The organism is Enterococcus sp. DIV0176 (genome assembly GCF_050528535.1).
Taxonomy (GTDB): Bacteria; Bacillota; Bacilli; order Lactobacillales; family Enterococcaceae; genus Enterococcus_B; species Enterococcus_B thailandicus.
This window is the reverse complement of record NZ_CP172879.1, coordinates 46027-70530: the sequence shown is the minus strand read 5'-3', so window position 1 is coordinate 70530 and position 24504 is coordinate 46027. Positions and strand designations below refer to the sequence as shown.

Genomic DNA, 24504 nt, shown 5'->3' with positions numbered 1-24504 from the left:
AGATTATAAAACTTCTGGTGCTAGTGAAACGATCTTCATGAAGTTGTTTTCACGTAGTTCACGTGCAACTGGCCCAAAGATACGTGTTCCACGAGGGCTTTTATCATCACGAATAATCACTGCAGCATTTTCATCAAACTTAATGTATGAACCGTCTGTACGACGAGCTCCTGATTTTGTTCGAACGATAACGGCTTTAACGACGTCACCTTTTTTGACAACCCCACCTGGCGTTGCTTGTTTAACCGTAGCAACGATAACATCACCGATATTAGCAGTTTTACGACCAGATCCACCAAGGACTTTGATCGTCAAAATTTCACGTGCGCCTGAATTGTCAGCGACTTTTAAACGACTTTCTGCTTGGATCACGTTGTGTATCCTCCTTTCAGATTTTGCATTCAATCTATATAGGAAAATCTCGTGTTATTAGATAATAACTGCTTCTTCGACTACTTCTAGTAAACGGAAACGTTTTGTAGCTGATAATGGACGAGTTTCCATAATTCTCACGATATCTCCAACTTTGGCAGTGTTGTTTTCATCATGCACTTTGTATTTCTTAGAATAGTTCATGCGTTTGCCATAGATAGGGTGATTTTTCTTAGTTTCGACAGCAACGGTAATTGTTTTATCCATTTTGTCTGAAACTACACGACCTTGATAAACCTTGCGTTGATTTCTTTCTTCAGTCATACGCTTAATGGCCTCCTTCCGTAATTACTTAGCTTGTTCACGCAATACAGTTTTGATGCGTGCAATCGATTTACGTACTTCTTTAATACGTGCAGTGTTTTCTAATTGACCTGTTGCTAATTGGAATCTAAGATTAAACAATTCTTCTTTCAATTGTTTTTCTTGATCAAGCATTTCGGCAGTGGTTAATTCTCTGATTTCTTTAACCTTCATTCGATTCACCACCCATTTCCTCACGTTTTACGATCTTAGTTTTCATTGGTAATTTGTGAGAAGCTAGACGTAACGCTTCACGAGCTACTTCTTCAGGAACGCCTGCAATTTCAAACATGATTTTACCACGTTTTACTGGTGCAACCCATCCTTCAGGTGCCCCTTTACCAGAACCCATACGTACCCCAATTGCTTTGGCAGTATAAGATTTGTGAGGGAAAATTTTAATCCATACTTTCCCACCACGTTTCATGTAACGAGTCATTGCGATACGAGAAGCTTCGATTTGTCGGTTTGTAATCCAATGTGAATCAACAGCTTGTAAGCCATATTCACCAAATGCGATTTCTTTACCACCTTTAGCTTCACCACGCATTTTTCCGCGGAATTCACGACGGTGTTTTACACGTTTAGGTACTAACATGATTATTTCCCTCCTTTCTCAGTGTTTTTTTTAGTTGGAAGAATTTCTCCACGATAGATCCACACTTTAACTCCTAGTTTTCCGTATGTTGTATCTGCTTCTTCCCATGCATAATCGATATCCGCACGCAATGTATGAAGAGGAACAGTTCCTTCTGAGTATCCTTCTGAACGTGCAATATCAGCACCGTTTAAGCGTCCAGATACTTGAGTCTTGATTCCTTTAGCGCCTGCGCGCATTGAACGTTGGATAGCTTGTTTTTGTGCACGACGGAAAGCTACACGGTTTTCTAATTGACGTGCAATTCCTTCGCCCACTAATTTAGCATCTAAATCTGGTTTTTTGATTTCCACGATGTTGATGTGAATTCTTTTACCAGTTAATTTGTTTAATTCTTTTCTTAGGCTTTCAACTTCAGAACCGCCTTTACCAATAACCATACCTGGCTTAGCTGTGTGGATTGAAATATTTACGCGATTTGCAGCACGTTCGATTTCAACAGTTGACACAGCGGCATCAGCAAGTTTAGTTGAAATAAATTTACGGATTCTTAGATCTTCGTGTAAGAATTCAGCATACTCTTTTTCAGCATACCATTTAGCATCCCAGTCGCGGATGATGCCTACACGCATTCCAATTGGATGTACTTTTTGACCCACTGATTATCCCTCCTTATTTTTCTGATACGACTACTGTAATATGACTTGTACGTTTGTTGATTGGAGAAGCTGACCCTTTTGCACGTGGACGGAAACGTTTCATTGTTGGTCCTTCGTTAATAAAAGCTTCAGATACTACTAAATTTTCAACGTCTAAGTCAAAATTATTTTCTGCATTTGCAACTGCTGACATCAAGACTTTCTCGATGATTCCAGCAGATTTGTTCGGTGTGAATTTCAAAATTGAAATTGCATCCGCAACACTTTTACCTCTGATAAGGTCAATTACTAAACGGGCTTTTCGAGGTGAAGTGCGAACTGTTTTTGCAGTTGCTTTAGCTGATGTGATTTGTTCTGCCATTTGGATTTATCCTCCCCTCAAATTAGCGTTTAGTTTTCTTATCGTCTGCAGCGTGGCCACGATAAGTTCTTGTTGGTGCAAATTCACCTAATTTGTGTCCTACCATGTCTTCTTGGATGTAAACTGGTACATGTTTACGTCCATCATAAACTGCGATGGTATATCCAACAAAACTTGGGAATACTGTTGATCGACGTGACCAAGTTTTGATAACTTTTTTCTTTTCAACCCCCGCTTGAGCTTCAACTTTTTTCATTAAATGCTCATCGACGAAAGGTCCCTTCTTTAAACTACGACCCATGGTGAACCTCCTCTCAAAATGTGCGACACATGGTCAAAGAAATTATTTAGTCTTGCGACGACGTACGATAAGTTTATCTGATTGGGCTTTCTTGTTACGAGTTTTGTAACCAAGAGCTGGTTGACCCCAAGGAGAAACTGGTGCTTTACGTCCGATCGGAGCTTTACCTTCACCACCACCGTGTGGGTGATCGTTAGGGTTCATTACGCTACCACGTACTGTTGGGCGTTTACGCATCCAACGAGAGCGTCCAGCTTTACCGATGTTAATAAGTTCATGTTGTTCATTACCTACAGAACCGATTGTTGCACGGCATGCAGCTAAAATCATACGAACTTCACCAGAGTTTAAGCGGATCAATACGTATTTGCCTTCTTTACCAAGTACTTGAGCACTTGTACCAGCAGAACGAATCAATTGTCCACCTTTACCAGGTTTCATTTCGATGTTATGGATAACAGTACCAACTGGAATGTTTGCTAAAGGAAGAGCATTCCCAACTTTGATATCTGCATCTGGACCTGAAACAAGTTTCATTCCAACTTGTAGTCCTTTTGGTGCTAAGATGTAAGCTTTCACTCCATCTTCGTAGTGTACTAACGCGATATTTGCTGAACGGTTTGGATCATATTCGATCGTTTGAACAGTAGCAACAACGTTATCTTTGTTACGTTTGAAGTCGATTACGCGGTATTGACGTTTGTGTCCGCCGCCTTGATGACGTACAGTGATGCGACCGTTGTTATTACGACCAGCATGGTTTTTCAATGGTTGTAACAATGTTTTTTCAGGTGTTGATGTTGTGATTTCAGCAAAATCAGAACCTGTCATGTTACGACGACCATTTGAGGTAGGTTTGTACTTTTTAATCGCCACGTTTTTCCCTCCTATTTATAATAAGTTTTCAAGATAGTGCTTATTCAGCAGCTTCGAATAATTGAATTTCTTTTGAATCTTCTGTTAATGTAACAATCGCTTTGCGACGTTTTTTAGTGTATCCCGCATGTTTGCCCATACGCTTGAATTTCGCACGAACGTTCACGATGTTCACGTTTTTGACTTTAACGTCAAAAGCAGCTTCAACCGCTTGTTTTACTAAAGTTTTGTTTACGCGAGTGTCAACTTCGAAAGTATACTTTTTATCATCCATAGCAAGCATAGATTTTTCAGTGATCACTGGGCGTTTAATTACGTCTAGTAAGTTCATTATGCAAGCACCTCCTCAATTTGAGTAAGAGCAGTTTGTGTTGCTAATACTTTCACGTTAGAAACAACGTCTAGAACACTAACATTATCAGAAGTTACTACAGAAACGTTTGATAAGTTACGTGCAGATAAAGCAGCGAACTCATTGCCAGTTTCTAAAACTACTAATACTTTAGCGTCTACAGATAAGTTAGCAAGAACTTCTTTAAATTCTTTTGTTTTTGGTGCGTCAAAGCTTAATGCGTCAACAACAACCAAGTTATTTGAAGCAACTTTTTCTGATAAAACAGATTTCATTGCTAAACGACGAACTTTTTTAGGAAGTTTGTAGCTATAAGAACGTGGTGTTGGTCCGAAAACTACGCCACCTCCACGCCATTGTGGTGAGCGGATAGATCCTTGACGAGCACGACCTGTTCCTTTTTGACGCCATGGTTTACGTCCACCGCCGCGAACAGCACTACGATTTTTAACCGCATGTGTTCCTTGTCTTAATGAAGCACGTTGCATAACGATTGCATCGTAAACAACACTTTCATTAGGTTCGATTCCGAAAATTTCTTCGTTAAGTGTGATTTCACCGTTTTGGCTACCATCTTGTTTGAATAATGCTACATTCGGCATTCCTTAGTTCCTCCTTTCTTCCTACTATTATTTAGCTTTCACAGCTGATTTGATAGTGATTAGTGATTTTTTAGCTCCAGGAACGTTACCTTTAATTAAGATTACGTTTCTTTCTGCATCAACGCGTACAACTTCCAAGTTTTGGATTGTCACGCGGTTGCCACCCATACGGCCAGCAAGACGTTTATTTTTGAATACACGGTTAGGTGCAACTGGACCCATTGACCCAGGACGACGATGGTAACGAGAACCGTGAGCCATTGGTCCGCGGCTTTGGCCGTGACGTTTGATAACCCCTTGGAATCCTTTACCTTTCGTAGTACCTGTTACATCAATAATGTCTCCTGCTTGGAAAACATCTACTGTAACTTCTTTTCCTACTTCATATTCTCCTAGCTCAACATTTTTGAATTCACGAATGAAGCGCTTAGGAGCCGTGTTTGCTTTTGCAACATGACCTTTCGCAGGTTTGTTTGATAAAACTTCACGCATATCTTGGTAACCAACTTGAATAGCTTCGTAGCCATCAGTTTCCATTGTTTTCACTTGTAGTACTACGTTTGGAGTAGCTTCTACAACAGTTACTGGAATTAATTCACCAGATTCAGTGAAGATTTGTGTCATTCCCACTTTTTTCCCTAAGATTCCTTTGGTCATGAGTACACCTCCATTAATTTAGTTTTTTTATAGTTTGATTTCGATGTTTACACCAGATGGTAAGTCTAGCTTCATCAAAGCATCAACAGTTTTTGGTGTTGGGTTCACAATGTCAATTAGACGTTTGTGAGTACGCATTTCGAATTGTTCGCGAGAATCTTTGTATTTATGAGTCGCACGAATAACAGTGTAAAGACTACGTTCTGTTGGTAATGGAATTGGACCAGATACACTAGCTCCAGTTCTTTTTGCAGTTTCTACAATTTTATCCGCTGATTGATCTAAAATACGGTGTTCATACGCTTTTAAACGGATACGAATTTTTTGTTTTGCCATCTTGTTCCCTCCTTCGCCTATTTTGAAAAGTAGACATAGCTCCACGAAAATTTCCGTCACGCTCGTTCGTGGCAAAGCGTCCGGGCGTGTCGCAACCTCTCGTTTCTTAGCCGACAAGAATCAAATTGATTCCGTCTGTGCAATTCACCAAGGTAAACGCACCTTTGTAATTATAGTATATTCAAACACACAACGCAAGACTTTTTCTTTGGAAATTCAATTTATTTTCATATTTTTTCATAAAGAAAAGAAAAAGCTCGAAACAACCACTAAATAATGATTGCTTCGAGCTTTTAGGTCCGAATATAATGTTGCATTAATTAGGCTTAAAAAATTAAGCTTTGATTTCAGTAACGACACCGGCACCAACTGTACGTCCGCCTTCACGGATTGAGAATTTAGTACCGTTTTCGATAGCGATTGGGTGAATTAATTCAACTTCCATAGTTACGTTGTCGCCAGGCATAACCATTTCAGTTCCTTCTGGTAATTCAACAACACCAGTTACATCTGTTGTACGGAAGTAGAATTGTGGACGGTAGTTAGTGAAGAATGGAGTATGACGTCCACCTTCTTCTTTAGTCAACACATATACTTCTGCAGAGAATTTTGTATGAGGTGTAATTGTACCTGGTTTAGCTAAAACTTGACCACGTTGGATATCGTCACGTGAAACACCACGTAATAATGCACCAATGTTATCGCCTGCTTCAGCGTAATCCAATAATTTACGGAACATTTCAACACCAGTTACAGTTGTTTTTGAAGTTTCTTCAGCAATACCAACAACTTCAACTTCGTCTCCAACGCGAACTTGTCCACGTTCAACACGACCAGTTGCAACAGTACCACGACCAGTAATTGAGAATACATCTTCAACTGGCATCATGAATGGTTTGTCGTTTTCACGTTCTGGAGTTGGGATATATTCGTCAACTGCAGCCATTAATTCAAGGATTTTTTCTTCGTATGAAGCGTCGCCTTCTAGAGCTTTTAAAGCTGAACCAGCAACAACAGGAACATCATCACCAGGGAATTCGTATTCTGTTAATAAGTCACGAACTTCCATTTCAACTAATTCTAATAATTCTTCGTCGTCAACCATGTCAACTTTGTTCAAGAATACAACGATGTAAGGAACACCAACTTGACGTGACAATAGGATGTGTTCACGAGTTTGAGGCATAGGGCCATCAGCAGCAGAAACTACTAAGATAGCTCCATCCATTTGAGCAGCACCAGTGATCATGTTTTTAACGTAGTCCGCGTGTCCTGGGCAGTCAACGTGAGCGTAGTGACGTGCGTCAGTTTCATACTCAACGTGAGCTGTTGAAATAGTGATTCCGCGTTCGCGTTCTTCTGGAGCACCATCGATTTGATCGTAAGCCATAGCTTGGCCGCCGTTTTTCTTAGATAGTACAGTTGTGATTGCAGCTGTTAATGTAGTTTTACCATGGTCAACGTGGCCAATAGTACCAATGTTAACGTGTGGTTTAGAACGGTCAAATTTTTCTTTTGCCATTTTAAAATGTCCTCCCAAAATACAATATAATTTTTTATTTATCTGATAGGAACATGATGTACTCAACGTACATCACATGCCCATATCATCGATAGTTATTTTACACGAAACTATATTAAAAATATAGTCTCTTTAGATAATCTCTTTACGTGATTATCAAGTTTTTAAGAAATTATTCAGCTTTTCCGCCGTTTTTCTTAATGATTTCTTCTTGAACTGATTTTGGTACATCTTCGTAGTGGTCAAATGTCATAGTAAATGTACCACGACCTTGAGTAGCTGAACGAAGAGTTGTAGCATAACCAAACATTTCAGCAAGAGGGACCATAGCACGAACAACTTGTTGTCCGCCAGCGCGAGCTTCCATACCTTCAACGCGACCACGACGTGCAGTAACGTGTCCCATAACATCACCTAAGTAATCTTCTGGAATAACTACTTCAACACCCATGATTGGTTCAAGGATAACTGGATTAGCTTTCTTAGCTGCCGCACGCAATGCCATAGAAGCAGCAACACGGAAGGCAGTTTCATTTGAATCGACATCATGGTATGAACCATCGTAAAGTTTTGCTTTGATATCAACTAATGGATACCCAGCTAAGACACCATTTTCCATAGCATCTTTCAAACCTGTTTCAACAGCTGGGATATATTCACGAGGAACAACCCCACCAACGATTGCATTTTCAAATTCAAAGCCGCCGCCTTCTTCGTTTGGAGTAAATTCAACCCATACGTGACCGTATTGACCTTTACCACCAGACTGACGTACAAACTTACCTTCGGCTTGAGTGCCAGAACGGAAAGTTTCACGGTAAGATACTTGAGGAGCACCTACGTTAGCTTCAACTTTAAATTCGCGACGCATACGGTCTACGATAATGTCTAAGTGAAGTTCACCCATACCAGCGATAATAGTTTCGCCTGTTTCCACGTTTGTTTCAGCGCGGAAAGTAGGATCTTCTTCAGATAGTTTTTGAAGAGCAACACCCATTTTATCTTGGTCAGCTTTTGATTTAGGTTCAATAGCGACTTGGATAACTGGTTCTGGGAATTCCATTGATTCAAGAATTACTAAATTCTTTTCATCACAAAGAGTGTCCCCAGTTGTTGTATCTTTCAAACCAACAGCAGCAGCGATATCTCCAGCGTAAACTTCAGAGATTTCTGAACGTGAGTTAGCATGCATCTGTAAGATACGACCAACACGTTCGCGTTTGCCTTTTGTTGCATTTTGTACGTATGAACCTGATTTCAAGACACCAGAGTACACACGGAAGAAAGTTAGACGACCTACGAATGGGTCAGTCATAACTTTAAATGCTAATGCTGAGAAAGGAGCTTCATCGTCTGCAGGACGTAAAACTTCTTCGTCAGTTTTAGGATCAATCCCTTTAATAGCAGGAATATCTAATGGTGATGGTAAGTAGTCAAGAACAGCGTCCAATAATAATTGAACCCCTTTGTTCTTAAATGCTGAACCACATAATACTGGGTAGAAGTCTACGCCAAGTGTTGCGCGACGAATACCTTCTTTTAACTCAGCTTCAGTGATTTCTTCACCTTCTAAGTATTTTAAAGTAAGTTCTTCATCAGTTTCAGCAACTGCTTCAACCAATTTTTCACGCCATTCTTCAGCTAATTCACGATATTCTTCTGGAATTTCTCGTTCTTCAATTTCAGTACCTAAATCATTTGTATAGATTTCAGCCTTCATTGTTACAAGGTCAATAATTCCTGTGAAGTCATCTTCAGCACCAATTGGTAATTGAATTGGGTGAGCATTTGCTTGCAAGCGGTCATGTAAAGTTGATACTGAGTATAAGAAGTCAGCACCAATTTTATCCATTTTGTTTGCAAATACAATACGAGGTACACCATAAGTTGTAGCTTGACGCCAAACTGTTTCAGTTTGAGGTTCTACACCTGATTGTGCATCAAGGACTGTAACAGCACCATCAAGTACACGCAATGAACGTTCAACTTCAACAGTGAAGTCTACGTGTCCTGGTGTGTCGATGATGTTGATTCGGTGACCCTTCCATTGTGCAGTTGTTGCAGCAGAAGTGATCGTAATTCCACGTTCTTGTTCTTGTTCCATCCAGTCCATTTGTGAAGCTCCTTCATGAGTTTCACCAATTTTATGGATTTTACCAGTATAGTACAAGATACGTTCAGTAGCAGTTGTTTTACCAGCATCAATATGGGCCATGATACCGATATTACGAGTATTATCTAAAGAAAATTCTCTGGTCATTCTCCTTGTTTCTCCTCTCTTTACTATCTAGTTGCTAAAAATAAGGATATCTTCTGAGGTCGGCACAAAGCCGACCAAACAGAGAGAATCTTACCAGCGGTAGTGAGCAAACGCACGGTTAGCATCTGCCATTTTATGAGTGTCTTCACGTTTTTTAACAGAAGCACCTGTGTTGTTTGCAGCGTCCATGATTTCTTTAGCTAGACGTTCTTCCATTGTGTGTTCACCGCGCAAGCGAGCGTAGTTTACTACCCAACGAAGACCTAGAGTTGTACGACGTTCAGGGCGAACTTCAACTGGTACTTGATAGTTTGAACCCCCAACACGACGTGCTTTAACTTCAAGAACAGGCATTACATTTTTCATTGCTTGTTCAAACACTTCTAATGGATCGTTACCTGTAGATTCTTTGATTAAATCAAAGGCATTATAGATAATGTTAGCTGCAATCCCGCGTTTTCCATCAACCATTACACGGTTGATTAAGCGAGTTACTAATTTTGAGTTATAAATAGGATCTGGTAAAACATCACGTTTTGCAACAGGACCTTTACGTGGCATCCGTAACTCCTCCTTCCGAAATATAGTTCTTAGTATTTACTCCTTTTATATAGAAGTAAAGTTTAATTGTTTGTTTGGCTAATTAATTAAAATTAAGCTTTAGGTTTCTTAGTACCGTATTTAGAACGGCTTTGTTTACGATCGTTAACACCAGCAGTATCTAGTGCACCACGAACGATGTGGTAACGTACCCCTGGTAAGTCTTTTACACGTCCACCGCGTAATAATACAACGCTATGTTCTTGTAAATTATGACCAATCCCTGGGATATAAGCAGTAACTTCAATCAAGTTTGACAAACGAACACGAGCATATTTACGCAAAGCTGAGTTCGGTTTTTTAGGTGTCATAGTTCCCACACGAGTTGCTACCCCACGTTTTTGAGGAGAGTTCACGTTAGTTTGAGTTTTCTTAAAGCTGTTATATCCTTTGTTCAAAGCAGGTGAATTTGATTTTTCCACCTTTGATTTACGAGGTTTACGTACTAATTGGTTAATTGTAGGCATTCCTTGTTTCCTCCTTCCCTCATTCGCATCTAGTTCCACACATCCAGGTGGTTCTTTTTTTGCGATAAAAAATAAATGCAATGTCTGCATCTTTATCAAATATGCTTTGATAAACAGTCAGCACGTCTCTTTACAGAGACCTGTAGATAAAGCACCTTCGTTAGAATAGCACGAATGAAAACCCATGTCAACTTGTTCCATATTTTTTTTGAAAATCATTCAAATTGGTACCAAAGAAAGGTATCTTTTTACTAAAATAAACGCTAAAATAAGCAGGAAAGCTCAAACTCAAAAAAGGGGAAAAGCAAACATGAATCTAAAACAACAAGCTGGTATCGAAGCCGCAAAATTTGTCAAAGATGGTATGATCGTTGGTCTTGGAACAGGATCTACTGCTTACTATATGGTAGAAGAACTTGGTCGTCGTATGCGAGAAGAAGGCTTAAATATCATAGGTGTAACAACATCAAACGCTACGAAAGAACAAGCTGAGAAACTTGGCATTCCATTAAAGAGTATTGATGATGTTGTTGAGGTTGACTTAACAATTGATGGCGCAGATGAAATTAGTACTGATTTCCAAGGGATTAAAGGTGGAGGTGCAGCCTTACTATTCGAAAAAATCGTTGCTACTTATTCAAAAGAAACGATTTGGATCGTTGATGAATCAAAATTAGTCGAAAACCTTGGTGATTTCCCTCTTCCTGTTGAAGTTATCCCTTATGGTTCGCAACAACTATTACGTCTATTTGAAGCAAAAGATTTTCATCCAGTTTTACGAAAAACAGCTGATGGTGAAACACTTAAAACTGATAGTGGTCATTTCATTATTGATTTACACCTTCAAACTATTGAACAACCAGAAATACTTGCTGACTACTTAGATAATCTCGTTGGTGTTGTTGAGCATGGCTTATTCTTGAATCTTGTTTCAAAAGTAGTTGTCGGATCCGAAAATGGTGTGAAAATTTTGGATACACCACATGCCCCTAAAGCATAGTATTTTCAGATAAAGCTTCTAGATAAAATCCACTAAAATACTATCTTTTTAGTGGGCTTTATGCTAAATTTTTACTATTGTATTCTGTTTAAAATTCACCGCTAGAAAGGAATCATCATGAAAATTATTGGTTATGCACGCACAACCATAAACGATGTTGATTTAACAACTCAGGTTGAACAACTATCTACCTTTGGTTGTCAGGAAATTTTCCATGAAACGTACGAAGCAAAAGATGCTGAGACAATGATCAAATTACAATCCGTCATTGAACAAATGCAACAAGGAGATACTCTTGTCATTTGCCAACTTCATCGTCTTGGCAAATCAACAAGACAATTAACGGAATTCACAAAACTTTTTAACGATCGTGGGCTCCATTTAGTAAGTATCGCTGAAGAAATCGATACTCGTAAACCAATGGGCAAGGTTTACTTTCAATTAATGGAAGGTCTAGCTACGATGGAATGCTCATTGATTAAAGAACGCACTTTAATTGGCTTGAATGAAGCACGTAAAAAAGGGAAAATTGGCGGCCGTCCTAAAATTGATGCCAAAACCATCAAAAAAATTCGTCGCCTTTATTATGAGAAGAAAGAAACAATTCAATTTATTTCATCAAAATGTGGTGTTTCAGTTGGAACTTGCTATAAATATATAAATCTTCCAGAAAAAGATATTGAGCAATTATATAATTAATTAAAAATAAGTAATCTTTCCGAAGATTACTTATTTTTTTGTGTATCTGAATTCAATCTTCTATCATTTTCAATGGAAATCTTTTCAAAAAAATTGTACAATAAACAAGAACTGAAATTTTCAGAAATAAATACATTTTAAAAAGGAGCACACAACATGCCAAAATTAGTTTTTTCTCGTCACGGTCTTAGTGAATGGAACGCTTTAAACCAATTTACTGGTTGGGCTGATGTAAACTTAGCACCAGAAGGTATCGAAGAAGCAAAAGAAGGCGGACGCAAAATCAAAGAAGCTGGAATCGAATTTGATATTGCTTACACTTCTGTTTTAACTCGTGCCATCAAAACTTGTAACCTTATCTTAGAATACTCAGATCAACTTTGGGTACCTCAAGTAAAATCATGGCGCTTAAACGAACGTCATTATGGTAAATTACAAGGCTTGAACAAAAAAGAAACTGCTGAAAAATATGGTGATGAACAAGTTCATATTTGGCGCCGTTCTTACGACACTCTTCCTCCATTATTGGACGAAACTGACGAAGGTTCAGCTGCAAACGAACGTCGTTACGCTATGTTAGACAAACGCGATATTCCTGGTGGCGAAAACTTAAAAGTTACTTTGGAACGTGCTTTACCATTCTGGCAAGATCATATTGCTCCAGCATTACTAGACGACAAAACTGTTTTAGTAGCTGCACATGGTAACTCATTACGCGCTTTAGCAAAACATATCGAAGGAATCTCTGACGAAGACATTATGGATCTTGAAATTCCAACAGGTCAACCACTTGTTTATGAATTGAATGATGATCTAACTGTTGCTAAAAAATACTACTTATAATTTTCATTGATTATAAGCAAAAAAAGGAGTGGCGATAAAATCGCCACTCCTTTTTTACTTATAAATAATTAGATTCTGTCAAACACTCGCGCAAAATTTTTTCGACTGCTTGTTCATCCAATGGAACATACGCATCTGTAGCAATTTGACTGTGCTTAACAGCTTGTTCTGCCATCAAAGAAAATTTGGTTTCATCAATCCCTACCTCAGGCAAAGTCATAGGTATGCCGCATGCTTTAAAGTAATCATATGTTTTTTGAATTCCTTCTTTTGCAGCAAGATGATTTACTGACTCTTGAATTCCCCACACGTTACGAGCAAATTGTGCAAATTTTTCTTCAGTTTCTTCATTCAATGCATAATTCATCCAGCGTGGCGTCAAAATAGCCAAGCCAACGCCATGCGTAATATCATAAAATGCACTTAATTCATGTTCAATTGGATGGCAGGACCACGCACCCGTCTTTCCATTACCAGTTAATCCATTTAGAGCTAAGGTACTAGCCCACATTAAGTTTGCTCGTGCATCATAATCATCTGGATACTTCAATGCAATTGGGCAATTTTTAATGACTGTTCTAAAAATTCCTTCTGCAACGAAATCTTGAATATCTGTTCCAGCGGTCCGCTTAAAATAATTTTCAGTTAGATGACTGAAAATATCTGCTGAGCCTGCCGCCGTTTGATTCTTTGGTACAGTGAATGTCGTTGTTGGATCAAGAAATGAAACTTTGGGTAACATTTCCCAACCACCTAGACCTAGTTTTTGATTTGTTTTGGGATTTGAAATGACCGCTCCTCGATTCATTTCGCTTCCGGTTGCCGCAAGTGTTAAAACTGTTACTAATGGTAATACTTTCCCGACGTTTGCTTTTTTGATGACTAAATCCCATGGATCTCCCTCATAGAAAACGCCAGCACCAATCACTTTAGCGCAATCAATTGTTGAACCTCCGCCGACTGGAAGAATTACATCAATTTGATTTTCATGACAAAGAGCAATCCCTTTTCTAACTGTTTCAATACGAGGATTTGGTTCTACCCCACTTAGTTCTGTCACATTGAAATCATGTTCTTGCAGACGACTCATAATATTTTGATAAACACCATTTTTTTTAATACTTCCTCCACCATAAACAAGTAAAATATTTTTTCCAAACTGATTTAAGACCTCTGGTAATTCGTCCCAACGATCTTTACCAAAACGAATATCTGTTGCTACATCAAAGCGAAAGTTTTCCATTTTTCTTTTCCTCCTTACCTATTAAAAAAGCCTGGAACCAACATTAATAATAGTCGTTCCAAGCTTTTTCTACAATTATTTTGCGATTGCTGTCTCTAAACCGACTTCAATCATTTCATTAAACGTTGTTTGACGTTCTTGTGCCGTTGTTTCTTCTCCAGTAATCAAATGATCACTAACTGTCATAATTCCTAATGTTTGCACTTTATATTTTGCACCCAAATAGTAAAGTGCTGCAGCTTCCATCTCAACACCCAAAACGCCAAGTTCAGCTAGCTTTAGTGTTTCAGTTAAATCATCTTTATAAAAGGTATCTTCTGACAAAACATTTCCTACATGAGTCGTGTACCCTTTTCTTTTAGCAAATTCGTAAGCTTTTAATAGTAAATCGAAATCACCAATTGGTGGAAAATGGAATTGATGAAAATTCTTTTCAATCATAGATGAACTTGTTGCTGCACCTTGAGCAATCACTAAATCTCTCACATGAACATCTTTTGATAACGCACCACAAGTCCCAACGCGAATCAATTTTTTCACGCCATAAGAATTAATTAGTTCATGCGCATAAATAGTCGCTGAAGGCATCCCCATCCCTGTACCTTGTACAGAAACACGCTCACCTTTATATTCTCCTGTATAACCTAACATTCCACGAACTTGATTATAACAAACCGGATTTTCTAAAAAAGTTTCTGCAATATATTTTGCACGTAGTGGGTCTCCTGGAAGTAAAATCTTATCAGCAATTTCGCCTTGTTTTGCTTCGATATGAACACTCATTTAGTTTATCTCTCCTTCATTTTCAACTACTACTCTTTTTATAATACTGCCAGGGTTTCTTTCACTAAAGCTTTAAATGATTGTTTAACACGTTCCGTTGTTTCCACTACTTCTTCGTGGTTTAAATTTGCTTGCATTCCTGCCGCTAAGTTTGTGATACAAGAAATACCCAACACCTTTAATCCACCATGTGCCGCAACGATTACTTCCGGTACAGTCGACATTCCAACTGCATCAGCACCCATGACACGTGACATTTTAATTTCTGCTGGCGTTTCATAAGTTGGACCTGAATAACCCATGTAGACACCTTCTTTTAAGTCTAACCCTAACTTGTTAGCAACTTCTTTTGCAGATTCTCGATACGCAGGTGTGTAAGCTTGACTCATATCCGGGAAACGTGGGCCGATTTCATCTTCATTTGGTCCAATCAACGGATTAGTGCCTGTAAAATTAATATGATCACTGATCAACATCAAATCACCTGGTACAAAAGATTCATTTACACCACCGCAAGCATTTGTTACGATCACTGAATGTGCACCAAGAGCGCCCATTACTCGGACTGGATAAGTAACTGTTTGCATGGAATGCCCTTCATAAAAATGAAAACGTCCTTGCATTGCTAAGACTTTTTTGCCTGATAATGTACCGTAAACTAGTTGTCCCGCATGTCCAACAACTGTTGAAACTGGGAAGAAAGGAATTTTGTCATATGGAATCTTAATTGCATCTTCAATTTCATCTGCCAACTCACCAAGACCTGAGCCAAGAATCATACCAAATTCAATTTCTTTTACTCCTTGATCAAGGATGAATTGAGTTGTTTCTTGTAACATTTCGCTTAATTTTTTCATTCTTTTTCTCCTAAGTTATGGTTTTTAGTAACTATTATTTCAGCAATTTCAAGAAGCTTTCACCATTTTCAGTTGCTGGTACTTCAAAGTTTTCAGCAATCGTTGCTGAGATATCTGCATAGTACCCTTGTGGTAAGCTTCCTTGTTCATTCATTTTTTTACTATAAGCCAATAATGGTACATATTCACGCGTATGATCTGTTCCTGGGAATGTTGGATCATTTCCGTGGTCTGCTGTGATCAACAATAAATCATCATCATTCATTGCATCAAGTAACTCCGGAATGCGTAAATCAAATTCTTCAATTGCATGTGCGTAACCAACAACATCACGACGATGACCAAATAAAGCATCAAAGTCTACTAAATTAGTAAAGCTTAGTCCGTTGAAATCCTGCTTCATCACATTTAATAGTTGATCTACACCATCCATATTACTTTTAGTACGGACAGATTGAGTGATTCCTTGGCCGTTGAAGATGTCATTAATTTTGCCAACAGCAATCACATCTTTACCAGCTTCTTTTAATGAGTCTAAAACTGTATGTCCAAATGGATCAAGAGCATAGTCATGACGGTTACTTGTTCGAGTAAAGTTTCCTGGTTCTCCAATATAAGGACGTGCGATAATTCTTCCAATCATGTATGGATCATCTTTCGTAATATCACGAACAAATTGGCAAATACGATACAACTCTTCCAAAGGAATAATTTCTTCATGTGCAGCAATTTGCAAAACAGGATCTGCAGACGTATAAACAATCAAGTCACCTGTCTTCATTTGATGTTCACCATAATCATCAATTACAGCTGTTCCACTATAAGGTTTGTTACAAACAATTTTTCGTCCAGAGAATTCTTCAATTTGTTGTAATAATTCATCAGGAAATCCATTGGGAAATACCCGAAATGGTGTCTTGATATTCAAGCCCATAATTTCCCAGTGACCTGTCATCGTATCTTTACCAACAGAAACTTCTTCTAATTTTGTTGCATAGCCTTGATGATCTGTTACAGTCTTTACTCCTTCTAATGGGCGAATTGCACCTAAGCCTAAGTTTTCTAAGTGAGGAATTGTTAAACCTGCTTCTTTTGCAATATGACCTAGCGTATCTGATCCAACATCATTAAATTTGTCTGCATCAGGTGCTTCACCAATTCCGACTGAATCCATTACAATTAAGTGTACGCGTTTAAACATTTCGATTCCTTCTTTCTTTTCATCTTTTCTACTTTAAACTAAACAAAAAAGGCGAGACGAAGAAACACTTCCCATAGTCCCACCCTTTTTATTAACTAAAAATTATTTGGATTTGATATAGTTCTTCCCATTTGCTTTCGGACCAGATGCTTGTCCTAAGAAAACAACTAAGACGATAATTGTTAACAAGTAAGGTGCAATTTGTAATAACACTGGTGGAATGGAAGAAATCACTGGAAGCTGTGCTCCTATAATACTCAAACTTTGTGCAAAACCAAAGAATAATGATGCACCCATTACACCCAAAGGATTCCACTTACCAAAAATCATTGCTGCCATCGAAATGAAACCTTGGCCAACAATCGTTCCCGCAGAGAAATTACCTGAGATTGATTGAGCAAATACTGCACCACCCATACCGCCTAATAAACCTGAAAGCAAAACGCCTGAATAACGCATCGCATAAACATTGATGCCTAAAGTATCTGCAGCTTGTGGATTTTCTCCGACAGAACGCAGACGTAAACCAAATCTTGTTTTAAAAATGACAAACCAAGCAATTACAGCAATTAAAATAGCACAATAGGCTGGTAAGAATGTATTTTTAAAGAAAATTGGACCAATCACAGGAATTTTTGATAACCCAGGAAATGAGAAATAACCTAAGTTTCGTGTGATATTATCTGTTTGTCCTTTTCCATACCACGCTTTAACTAAGAACACACCTAACGCAGGTGCCATCAAGTTGATTACCGTACCACTAATAATGTGGTCTGCACGAAGACTAACTGTTGCCACTGCATGAAGTAATGAAAATAAAACACCAACTATCCCACCAACTAGAATGGCAATCCAAGGTGTCATCGCGCCTAAAGATGGACTCATCGTTAAATTGAATACGATTGAGCTGAAAGCGCCCATTACCATAATTCCTTCTAAACCAACGTTAACGATTCCGCTTCGTTCAGAAAATGTTCCACCTAACGATGTCAAAATCAAAGGTGTGGAATAAACTAATGTTGACGTAAGGATTAAAGCAATCAATTCTACAGCTGTCATTATAAATTCCCTCCTTCTTGATCTTGATGCGTTGATTTAGATTCAATTGTTTCAACTACAGCTACTTGTTTTTTACCTTGGAAAAATTTTGCCATAATAAAACGGATTAAGAAGTTAATACCAATAAAGAAGATAATCAATGCAATTGATACATTCACGATTTCAAATGGCACACCGGCACCTGTTTGCATTCCCAAACCACCGATTTTTAAAATACTGAATAAAATTGCTGATAGCAACACACCAATTGCTGAACCAGAGCCCAGTAAAGATACTGCCATTCCGTCAAAGCCAATTGCTAAAGAAGTTGTTTGAACAAAAAAGTTTTGGTACGTTCCCAAACCTTCAACAACGCCCCCTAATCCTGCAAGTGTACCAGAAATAACCATTGATAAAACAATTGTTCGTTTGCTACTCATTCCTGCATATTCTGACGCAAAAGGATTTAGACCAACTGAACGAATTTCATATCCCAAAGTTGTCTTTTTCATAAGTAACCACACAAGGAACAAAGCAATTAGAGCTAAGAACAAACCAGCGTTTACCCGAGAACCGCCAAACATTTGGGTTAACCAAGGAACTCTTAATGAAGCATTTTGACTAATTAAATTGGATGAGTCTAAACTTGAACGATAACTTTCTGGCATCACATCATGTAAAGCATAAGTGCTTAAATACAATAAAATATAATTCATCATAATTGTGACGATTACTTCACTGGTTCCAAAGAACGCGCGTAATAATCCGGGAATTGCCGCAGCCATCGCCCCTGCCAAAGCACCTAAGATGACACAAGCTGGAAGCAAAATCACCTTCGGCAGATCTGGAAAGGCCAACGCAAACCACACACTAACAATCCAGCCACATAGCGCTTGTCCAGAAAGCCCGATATTAAAGAAACCCGCTGAATTCGCCACTGAAAATCCTAACGCTGTAAAAATGAGCGGTGTTGCTTGTCGTAAAGTTTCACCAATACTTCGTTGTGAACCTAGCGCAGCTTCCAACATAGAAGAGTATCCTTGAATTGGGTTATATCCAAAAGCTGCCATTAATAATGCACCTAAAATTAATCCTAAAATTACTGAAAAAATAGGTACAAGTAAATTACGGAGTTTTTCGCTACGATCATTCATGTGCGCCACCCGCCTTTTCTAACTCTTTTCTTGCTTCTTCTAAAGAATAGCCCGCCATTAATAGACCTAATTCATTTTCAGATGTTTCTTTTGGATCAACAACCCCAACGATTTTACCTTGGTGAAGCACAGCAATTCGATCAGACACATTTAAAATTTCTTCTAATTCGAAACTAACTAACAATACTGCTTTGAACTTATCTCGTTGTTCGATCAAACGTTTATGGATAAATTCAATGGCTCCTACATCTAGTCCACGTGTTGGATTCGCAACAATCAATAAATCTGGGTCGCGATCAATTTCGCGTGCAATAATTGCTTTTTGTTGATTCCCACCAGATAGCGCCTTAGCTGGAACTAATTCATTCGTCGTACGAACATCATACTCATCAATCAATTCTCTCGCATGTTCATTGATAACTGAATAATTTAATAGTCCAACTTTGCTATAAGGAGATTGATAATATGTTTGAAGAGCAATATTTTCAGATAACGTCATGTCTAGAACTAAACCATATTTATGGCGATCTTCTGGGACATGGCCGACGCCAGACTCCGTAATTTTTCTTGGACGTTTATTACTAATTTCTTCACCCTTTAAGCGAATACTTCCACTTTCAACTTTTCGCAAACCAGTTAATGCTTGAATCAACTCAGATTGACCATTGCCATCAATTCCTGCAATTCCTAAAACTTCTCCTGCACGAACTTCTAGATTTAAGCTTTTTACTGCTTCTAATCCACGATTTTCATTTACAACTAAATCTTCAATCGCTAGGACAACTTCTTGAGGGCGAGCTTCTTTTTTATCCGTTTTAAATGAAACCGTTCGGCCAACCATCATATCAGCAAGTTGCTGTGAACTAACATCTTTTACATTGACAGTTCCAATTCCTTGACCTCGTCTGATAACTGTACAGCGATCAGCTACGGCTTTAATCTCATCTAATTTATGGGTAATCAAAATAATAGATTTACCTTCTTTAACTAATTCTTTCATAATCAAAATTAGTTCATCAATTTCTTGTGGTGTCAAAACAGCTGTTGGTTCATCAAAAATCAAGACATCTGCACCACGATAAAGTGTTTTTAAAATCTCGACACGTTGTTCCATTCCAACAGAAATATCACGAACGTAAGCATCTGGATTAACTGACAGTCCATATTGTTCTGATACTTTTTGAATTTCTTCACGTGCTTTTTTGCGATCAACAATTCCCATCCGACTTGGCTCGCTACCTAAAATTATGTTTTCAGTAACAGTGAACGCATCAACTAACATAAAATGTTGGTGAACCATTCCAATCCCTAATTGGTTGGCTTTAGTTGGGCTTGTGATTTGAACCTTTTTCCCATGCATCAAAATTTCTCCTGATGTTGGTTCTAAAAGGCCAGATAAAACGTTCATTAATGTTGACTTGCCAGCACCGTTTTCTCCAAGTAACGCATGGATCTCCCCAGCTTTTACTTGCAAATTGATGTTGTCATTTGCTTTGAATGTTCCAAACTGCTTGGTAATATTCCGCATTTCGATGACAATATTTTCTTGAACCACATTTTTCACATCCTAACGATTTCTATCTAGGGCAACGATGAGTAAAGATTTCTGACTATCGGAAATCCGTCCTCGCAAATTGAAGTAAATTCACTTCAGGGGGTGTTCCCTTATTCAAACAGTCAAATTTTGACCACTTGAATAAACAAACAACTACTAAAATTGAACCATAGCCCTGTCAAACAGTTGTCTAACAAGGCTATAGAAAAATTATTATTTGCTTTCTGGAACTTCAGGAACTTTTACATCGCCTGCAATGATTTTTTCTTTAGCAGCATCAACTGCTTTTTGTGCTTCATCAGAAAGTTGACCTTTTGTTAAGCCAACACCGTCTTCTTTCAAGCCATAAACAGTATGTTCTCCACCAGGGAAGTCACCATCTGCAGATTTTTGAGCTAAGTCTTCAACAACAGTGCCCACACCTTTAAGTGTAGATGTTAATGTGAAGTTTTTATCTTCGCCGTTTAATGTGTAGCCGCCTTCGTCTGATTGGTCACGGTCAACACCGATTACCCAAACTTTTTTGTCGCCAGATTCATTTAATGATTTTGCTTCTTGGAATACACCATTACCAGTTCCGCCTGAAGCATGGAAGATAATGTCTGCATTTTGTGCGTACATACCTTGTGCAATTGAACGACCTTTGTCTGGTGCAGAGAAATCACCAGCATATTGGTTTTTCACGTCAATTTTTTTACCTAATTCTTTCGCCCCTGCTTCAACACCGGCTGTAAATCCAGCATCAAAACGGTCGATAACTTCACCTTTTACTCCGCCAATGAAACCAACAACATTTGTTTCAGTTGTGTAAGCTGCAGCAATCCCTGCTAAGTAAGAAGCTTCGTTGTCTTTAAATGTTGCAGAAACTACGTTGTCTAAGCCATCAATAACATCATCGATAATAACAAAGTTTGTTTCAGGATTATTTGTTGCTTGTTCTTTAATGGCAGGTTGTAATTTATACCCAATTCCAAAGATTGTTTGGAATCCTGCTGTTAAAGCTTGGTCGATATTTGGAATATAATCTGATTCATTTGAAGATTGGAAATACTGGTAGCCATCGTTTCCACGTGAAAGCTTGTGTTCTTTACCCCAAGCTTCTAGACCTTCCCAAGCTGACTGGTTGAATGAACGGTCGTCGACACCGCCTGTATCTGTGATTAATGCTGCAGTTGTTCCTGCTGATGAGCTTCCACTTCCACCATCAGTTGAATCTGTTCCGCTATTGCCATTGCCACATGCAGTTAGAAGTAATCCAGCTGTTAATGCTACGGCACCCAAACCAAATAATTTTGCTTTTTTCATTTCTGTAAAGCCCCCTAAAATAATTGTTTTTTCAACAGTCAGCTGACTGAATGAACATAGGTTATAAATCTTTTTCTGTGAATGCATACGGTAGTAGTTCTCTAACCGTCATTGTCTTTGTCACACCATCATCGCCAACCAACGTAACTGGCATTTCTGGTGAGCAAAATTCTGCCATTACTTGTCGACAAGCCCCACATGGTGAAATTGGTTCTGGCGTGTGACCAGCAATAACCAAATGAGAAAATTGTTTTTCGCCTTCTGACACAGCTTTAAAAAATGCCGTTCGTTCAGCACAATTGGTTAATCCAAAAGAAGCATTCTCAATATTTACGCCTTGATACGTCTTTTCTGTATCTGTTACTAAACACGCACCAACTGGGAAATGTGAATATGGGACATATGCTTTTTCCAATGCTGTTACAGCAATGTCAATCCATTCTTGTTTTGCCACTTCACTCATTTTAGTATCCTTCACCAACTGAGCCAGAGATAATAGCAACTCCAGCACTCGTACCAATTCGTGTTGCTCCTGCTTCAACCATTGCTACAGCTTCTTCTTCATTGTGGATACCACCAGAAGCTTTCACGCCCATTTCAGGACCAACAGTTGCGCGCATTAAACGTATATCTTCTACTTTAGCGCCACCAGTTGAAAACCCAGTCGATGTCTTAACAAAGTCTGCTCCTGCAATTTTTGCAAGTTCACAAGCTTTGACGATTTCTTCATTTGTTAACAGTGCTGTCTCAATAATTACTTTAACAAGTGCGCGATCTTTTGCCGCTTCGACTACTGCCTCAATATCTTGTTGAACTTTATTGAACTGTTTTGATTTCAATGCACCAATATTGATGACCATATCCACTTCGTCAGCACCATTATTGATTGCATCTGTCGTTTCATAGGCTTTAACAGCAGAAGTATTTGCTCCTAAAGGAAAGCCGATTACTGTACAGACTGCAACAGGTTCACCTTTTAACTGTTCTTTTGCTAATGAAACCCAAGTTGGATTGATACATACAGAATAAAAATGATATTTTTTTGCTTCTTCAATGATGCGTAACACATCTTCCTCTGTCGCATCTGCCTTTAAAATTGTGTGGTCAATCATTCGATTTAATTCCATTTTTTTCTTCCTTCCTACTCAGTAATAATATCGTGTACTAAAATTGGTTTTTTAGCTGAATCACTGATTTCAATGTTTTGATATAATAATTCGACAACTTGAGAAAGATCTTCTGTATTACTATAGATAGTTAATAAAGATTCGCCTTCTTGTACTGAATCGCCAATTTTTTTATGCAATTTCAAACCAACTGCGTGATCAATCGCATCTTCTTTCGTTTTACGACCGGCACCCAGCATCATCGCCGCGATACCCAATTCGTTAGCAACGATTTTAGAAACTAACCCAGCAGATTTTGCGGGAAGTTCTACTTGATATCGTGCTGTCAGAAGCAGTTCTGGTTTTTCAACCACGCGAATATCTCCGCCTTGGTTTTGAATCATTTCCTTGAATTTTTCTAAGGCTTTACCTGAAGTTAACGCTTCTTGTAGCATTACACGAGCCTCTTCTACAGAGTCAGCTTTCTTAGCTAAAACAACCATTTGACTACCCAATACGTAACACATTTCGATTAAGTCTTCTGGACCATTCCCTTGCAATGTTTCAATTGCCTCAACTACTTCTAAACTGTTACCGATTGCCTCACCTAATGGCTCGGACATATCAGAAATTACGGCAATCGTTTGACGATTAGCAAGTTTGCCAATACTTGTCATTGTTTTTGCGAGGCGTCTCGCATCCTCAATGTTTTTCATGAAGGCACCGTCACCAGTTGTTACATCTAGAACAATTGCATCCGCACCAGCTGCAATTTTCTTACTCATAATTGAGCTAGCAATTAAAGGAATTGAATCTACAGTCGCCGTTACGTCACGTAAAGCGTAGAGCTTTTTATCCGCTGGGGCTAAATTCCCTGATTGTCCAATAACAGCAACTTGACTTTCATTAACAATTCGAATGAATTCTTCATCTGAAAGTTCAATTTTAAATCCAGGAATTGCTTCTAATTTGTCTAACGTTCCGCCAGTATAACCAAGCCCACGTCCTGACATTTTCGCCACAGTTACACCCACACTTGCAACTAACGGTGCTAAGATCAAAGTAGTTGTATCTCCAACTCCACCCGTAGAATGTTTATCTACTTTAATACCATTCAATGAAGTCAAGTCGATCACATCACCAGAATTTGCCATTGCTAAAGTCATGTTTGTAATTTCTTCATCAGTCATATCTTGATAAAAGATTGCCATCAATAATGCGCTGAGCTGATAATCTGGAATTTGATTGTTTGTATAATTAGTAATTATGTAATCAATCTCATTCTTTGTTAAGGTTTTTCCATCCCTCTTTTTTTCAATCAAATCTACCATTCGCATCGCTTGATCCTCCTAGCCTTCATTCGGTATTATACATTATTTTTATAAAAGGTAAAC

At 38.5% G+C, this 24504-nt stretch carries 30 protein-coding genes; 3 read left to right on the top strand and 27 right to left on the bottom strand.

Annotated elements, in window-relative coordinates:
• Window positions 1–3: 3 nt before the first annotated feature.
• The 16 genes from rplN to rpsL form a co-directional block, all read right to left on the bottom strand.
• Window positions 4–372: a 50S ribosomal protein L14 gene (rplN, locus tag IGJ66_RS00360; RefSeq protein WP_002288669.1), complete on the bottom strand. Its 369-nt coding sequence runs from the start codon at window positions 370–372 to the stop codon at window positions 4–6.
• A gap of 57 nt (window positions 373–429) precedes the next feature.
• Entirely contained in the window at window positions 430–696 is a 267-nt protein-coding gene (gene rpsQ, locus IGJ66_RS00355) for a 30S ribosomal protein S17 (RefSeq protein ID WP_067483538.1), read from the bottom strand.
• A gap of 24 nt (window positions 697–720) precedes the next feature.
• Window positions 721–909, bottom strand: coding sequence for a 50S ribosomal protein L29 (rpmC, locus tag IGJ66_RS00350; protein WP_002288664.1), 189 nt, complete (start codon window positions 907–909; stop codon window positions 721–723).
• A complete protein-coding gene (gene rplP / locus IGJ66_RS00345) occupies window positions 899–1333 on the bottom strand; it encodes a 50S ribosomal protein L16 (RefSeq protein ID WP_067483541.1) in 435 nt (144 codons plus the stop codon). Before rplP ends, rpmC begins: the two co-directional genes overlap by 11 nt.
• Before the next feature lie 2 nt (window positions 1334–1335).
• A complete protein-coding gene (rpsC, locus tag IGJ66_RS00340) occupies window positions 1336–1992 on the bottom strand; it encodes a 30S ribosomal protein S3 (RefSeq protein ID WP_067483543.1) in 657 nt (218 codons plus the stop codon).
• A gap of 13 nt (window positions 1993–2005) precedes the next feature.
• Complete coding sequence (gene rplV / locus IGJ66_RS00335) at window positions 2006–2353, bottom strand: 50S ribosomal protein L22 (RefSeq protein WP_067483544.1); 348 nt, start codon at window positions 2351–2353, stop codon at window positions 2006–2008.
• A gap of 22 nt (window positions 2354–2375) precedes the next feature.
• Window positions 2376–2654, bottom strand: coding sequence for a 30S ribosomal protein S19 (gene rpsS, locus IGJ66_RS00330; protein WP_002288655.1), 279 nt, complete (start codon window positions 2652–2654; stop codon window positions 2376–2378).
• Window positions 2655–2696: 42 nt separating this feature from the next.
• A complete protein-coding gene (rplB, locus tag IGJ66_RS00325) occupies window positions 2697–3530 on the bottom strand; it encodes a 50S ribosomal protein L2 (protein ID WP_067483545.1) in 834 nt (277 codons plus the stop codon).
• Between the two features lie 40 nt (window positions 3531–3570).
• Entirely contained in the window at window positions 3571–3861 is a 291-nt protein-coding gene (rplW, locus tag IGJ66_RS00320) for a 50S ribosomal protein L23 (RefSeq protein WP_067483546.1), read from the bottom strand.
• A complete protein-coding gene (gene rplD, locus IGJ66_RS00315; RefSeq protein WP_067483547.1) occupies window positions 3861–4484 on the bottom strand; it encodes a 50S ribosomal protein L4 in 624 nt (207 codons plus the stop codon). Before rplD ends, rplW begins: the two co-directional genes overlap by 1 nt.
• Before the next feature lie 27 nt (window positions 4485–4511).
• Entirely contained in the window at window positions 4512–5141 is a 630-nt protein-coding gene (gene rplC / locus IGJ66_RS00310; RefSeq protein ID WP_067483548.1) for a 50S ribosomal protein L3, read from the bottom strand.
• A 27-nt stretch (window positions 5142–5168) separates the two neighbouring features.
• Window positions 5169–5477, bottom strand: a complete 309-nt coding sequence (gene rpsJ / locus IGJ66_RS00305) for a 30S ribosomal protein S10 (protein WP_005880808.1) — start codon at window positions 5475–5477, stop codon at window positions 5169–5171.
• 334 nt (window positions 5478–5811) lie between these two features.
• Window positions 5812–6999: an elongation factor Tu gene (tuf, locus tag IGJ66_RS00300; RefSeq protein ID WP_067483550.1), complete on the bottom strand. Its 1188-nt coding sequence runs from the start codon at window positions 6997–6999 to the stop codon at window positions 5812–5814.
• Window positions 7000–7171: 172 nt separating this feature from the next.
• A complete protein-coding gene (fusA, locus tag IGJ66_RS00295) occupies window positions 7172–9259 on the bottom strand; it encodes an elongation factor G (protein ID WP_067483552.1) in 2088 nt (695 codons plus the stop codon).
• A 90-nt stretch (window positions 9260–9349) separates the two neighbouring features.
• Complete coding sequence (rpsG, locus tag IGJ66_RS00290; RefSeq protein WP_067483554.1) at window positions 9350–9820, bottom strand: 30S ribosomal protein S7; 471 nt, start codon at window positions 9818–9820, stop codon at window positions 9350–9352.
• A gap of 92 nt (window positions 9821–9912) precedes the next feature.
• A complete protein-coding gene (gene rpsL, locus IGJ66_RS00285) occupies window positions 9913–10326 on the bottom strand; it encodes a 30S ribosomal protein S12 (RefSeq protein ID WP_002294318.1) in 414 nt (137 codons plus the stop codon).
• 310 nt (window positions 10327–10636) lie between these two features.
• On the opposite strand from rpsL, the gene rpiA reads away from it, so the two are divergent.
• The 3 genes from rpiA (at window position 10637) to gpmA (ending at window position 12868) form a co-directional block, all read left to right on the top strand.
• Window positions 10637–11326: a ribose-5-phosphate isomerase RpiA gene (rpiA, locus tag IGJ66_RS00280; RefSeq protein ID WP_270346035.1), complete on the top strand. Its 690-nt coding sequence runs from the start codon at window positions 10637–10639 to the stop codon at window positions 11324–11326.
• 117 nt (window positions 11327–11443) lie between these two features.
• Entirely contained in the window at window positions 11444–12025 is a 582-nt protein-coding gene (locus tag IGJ66_RS00275) for a recombinase family protein (RefSeq protein ID WP_067483558.1), read from the top strand.
• 156 nt (window positions 12026–12181) lie between these two features.
• Window positions 12182–12868, top strand: a complete 687-nt coding sequence (gene gpmA, locus IGJ66_RS00270; protein ID WP_067483560.1) for a 2,3-diphosphoglycerate-dependent phosphoglycerate mutase — start codon at window positions 12182–12184, stop codon at window positions 12866–12868.
• 58 nt (window positions 12869–12926) lie between these two features.
• Here the strand turns inward: gpmA and IGJ66_RS00265 are convergent, their stop codons facing one another.
• From IGJ66_RS00265 to IGJ66_RS00215, 11 genes are all read right to left on the bottom strand, one after another.
• Window positions 12927–14111, bottom strand: coding sequence for an iron-containing alcohol dehydrogenase (locus tag IGJ66_RS00265; RefSeq protein ID WP_271026976.1), 1185 nt, complete (start codon window positions 14109–14111; stop codon window positions 12927–12929).
• A 75-nt stretch (window positions 14112–14186) separates the two neighbouring features.
• On the bottom strand, window positions 14187–14894 hold the full coding sequence (deoD, locus tag IGJ66_RS00260) for a purine-nucleoside phosphorylase (protein WP_270607870.1): 708 nt from the start codon (window positions 14892–14894) through the stop codon (window positions 14187–14189).
• Between the two features lie 38 nt (window positions 14895–14932).
• Complete coding sequence (locus IGJ66_RS00255; RefSeq protein ID WP_067483566.1) at window positions 14933–15751, bottom strand: purine-nucleoside phosphorylase; 819 nt, start codon at window positions 15749–15751, stop codon at window positions 14933–14935.
• A gap of 34 nt (window positions 15752–15785) precedes the next feature.
• Complete coding sequence (gene deoB, locus IGJ66_RS00250) at window positions 15786–16952, bottom strand: phosphopentomutase (protein WP_067483569.1); 1167 nt, start codon at window positions 16950–16952, stop codon at window positions 15786–15788.
• 102 nt (window positions 16953–17054) lie between these two features.
• Entirely contained in the window at window positions 17055–18011 is a 957-nt protein-coding gene (locus tag IGJ66_RS00245) for an ABC transporter permease (RefSeq protein WP_067483571.1), read from the bottom strand.
• On the bottom strand, window positions 18011–19144 hold the full coding sequence (locus tag IGJ66_RS00240) for an ABC transporter permease (RefSeq protein WP_067483573.1): 1134 nt from the start codon (window positions 19142–19144) through the stop codon (window positions 18011–18013). The genes IGJ66_RS00245 and IGJ66_RS00240 overlap by 1 nt, the downstream gene beginning before the upstream one ends.
• On the bottom strand, window positions 19137–20699 hold the full coding sequence (locus IGJ66_RS00235; RefSeq protein WP_270607867.1) for an ABC transporter ATP-binding protein: 1563 nt from the start codon (window positions 20697–20699) through the stop codon (window positions 19137–19139). The genes IGJ66_RS00240 and IGJ66_RS00235 overlap by 8 nt, the downstream gene beginning before the upstream one ends.
• Before the next feature lie 213 nt (window positions 20700–20912).
• Window positions 20913–22004 carry a BMP family lipoprotein gene (locus IGJ66_RS00230; RefSeq protein WP_067483707.1) on the bottom strand — a complete coding sequence of 364 codons (1092 nt, stop codon included), beginning with the start codon at window positions 22002–22004 and terminating at the stop codon, window positions 20913–20915.
• Between the two features lie 61 nt (window positions 22005–22065).
• Window positions 22066–22467 carry a cytidine deaminase gene (locus IGJ66_RS00225; protein WP_067483577.1) on the bottom strand — a complete coding sequence of 134 codons (402 nt, stop codon included), beginning with the start codon at window positions 22465–22467 and terminating at the stop codon, window positions 22066–22068.
• A 1-nt stretch (window position 22468) separates the two neighbouring features.
• Window positions 22469–23131, bottom strand: coding sequence for a deoxyribose-phosphate aldolase (gene deoC, locus IGJ66_RS00220; protein WP_071868759.1), 663 nt, complete (start codon window positions 23129–23131; stop codon window positions 22469–22471).
• A gap of 14 nt (window positions 23132–23145) precedes the next feature.
• On the bottom strand, window positions 23146–24447 hold the full coding sequence (locus tag IGJ66_RS00215; protein WP_071868760.1) for a pyrimidine-nucleoside phosphorylase: 1302 nt from the start codon (window positions 24445–24447) through the stop codon (window positions 23146–23148).
• Window positions 24448–24504 lie beyond the last annotated feature (57 nt).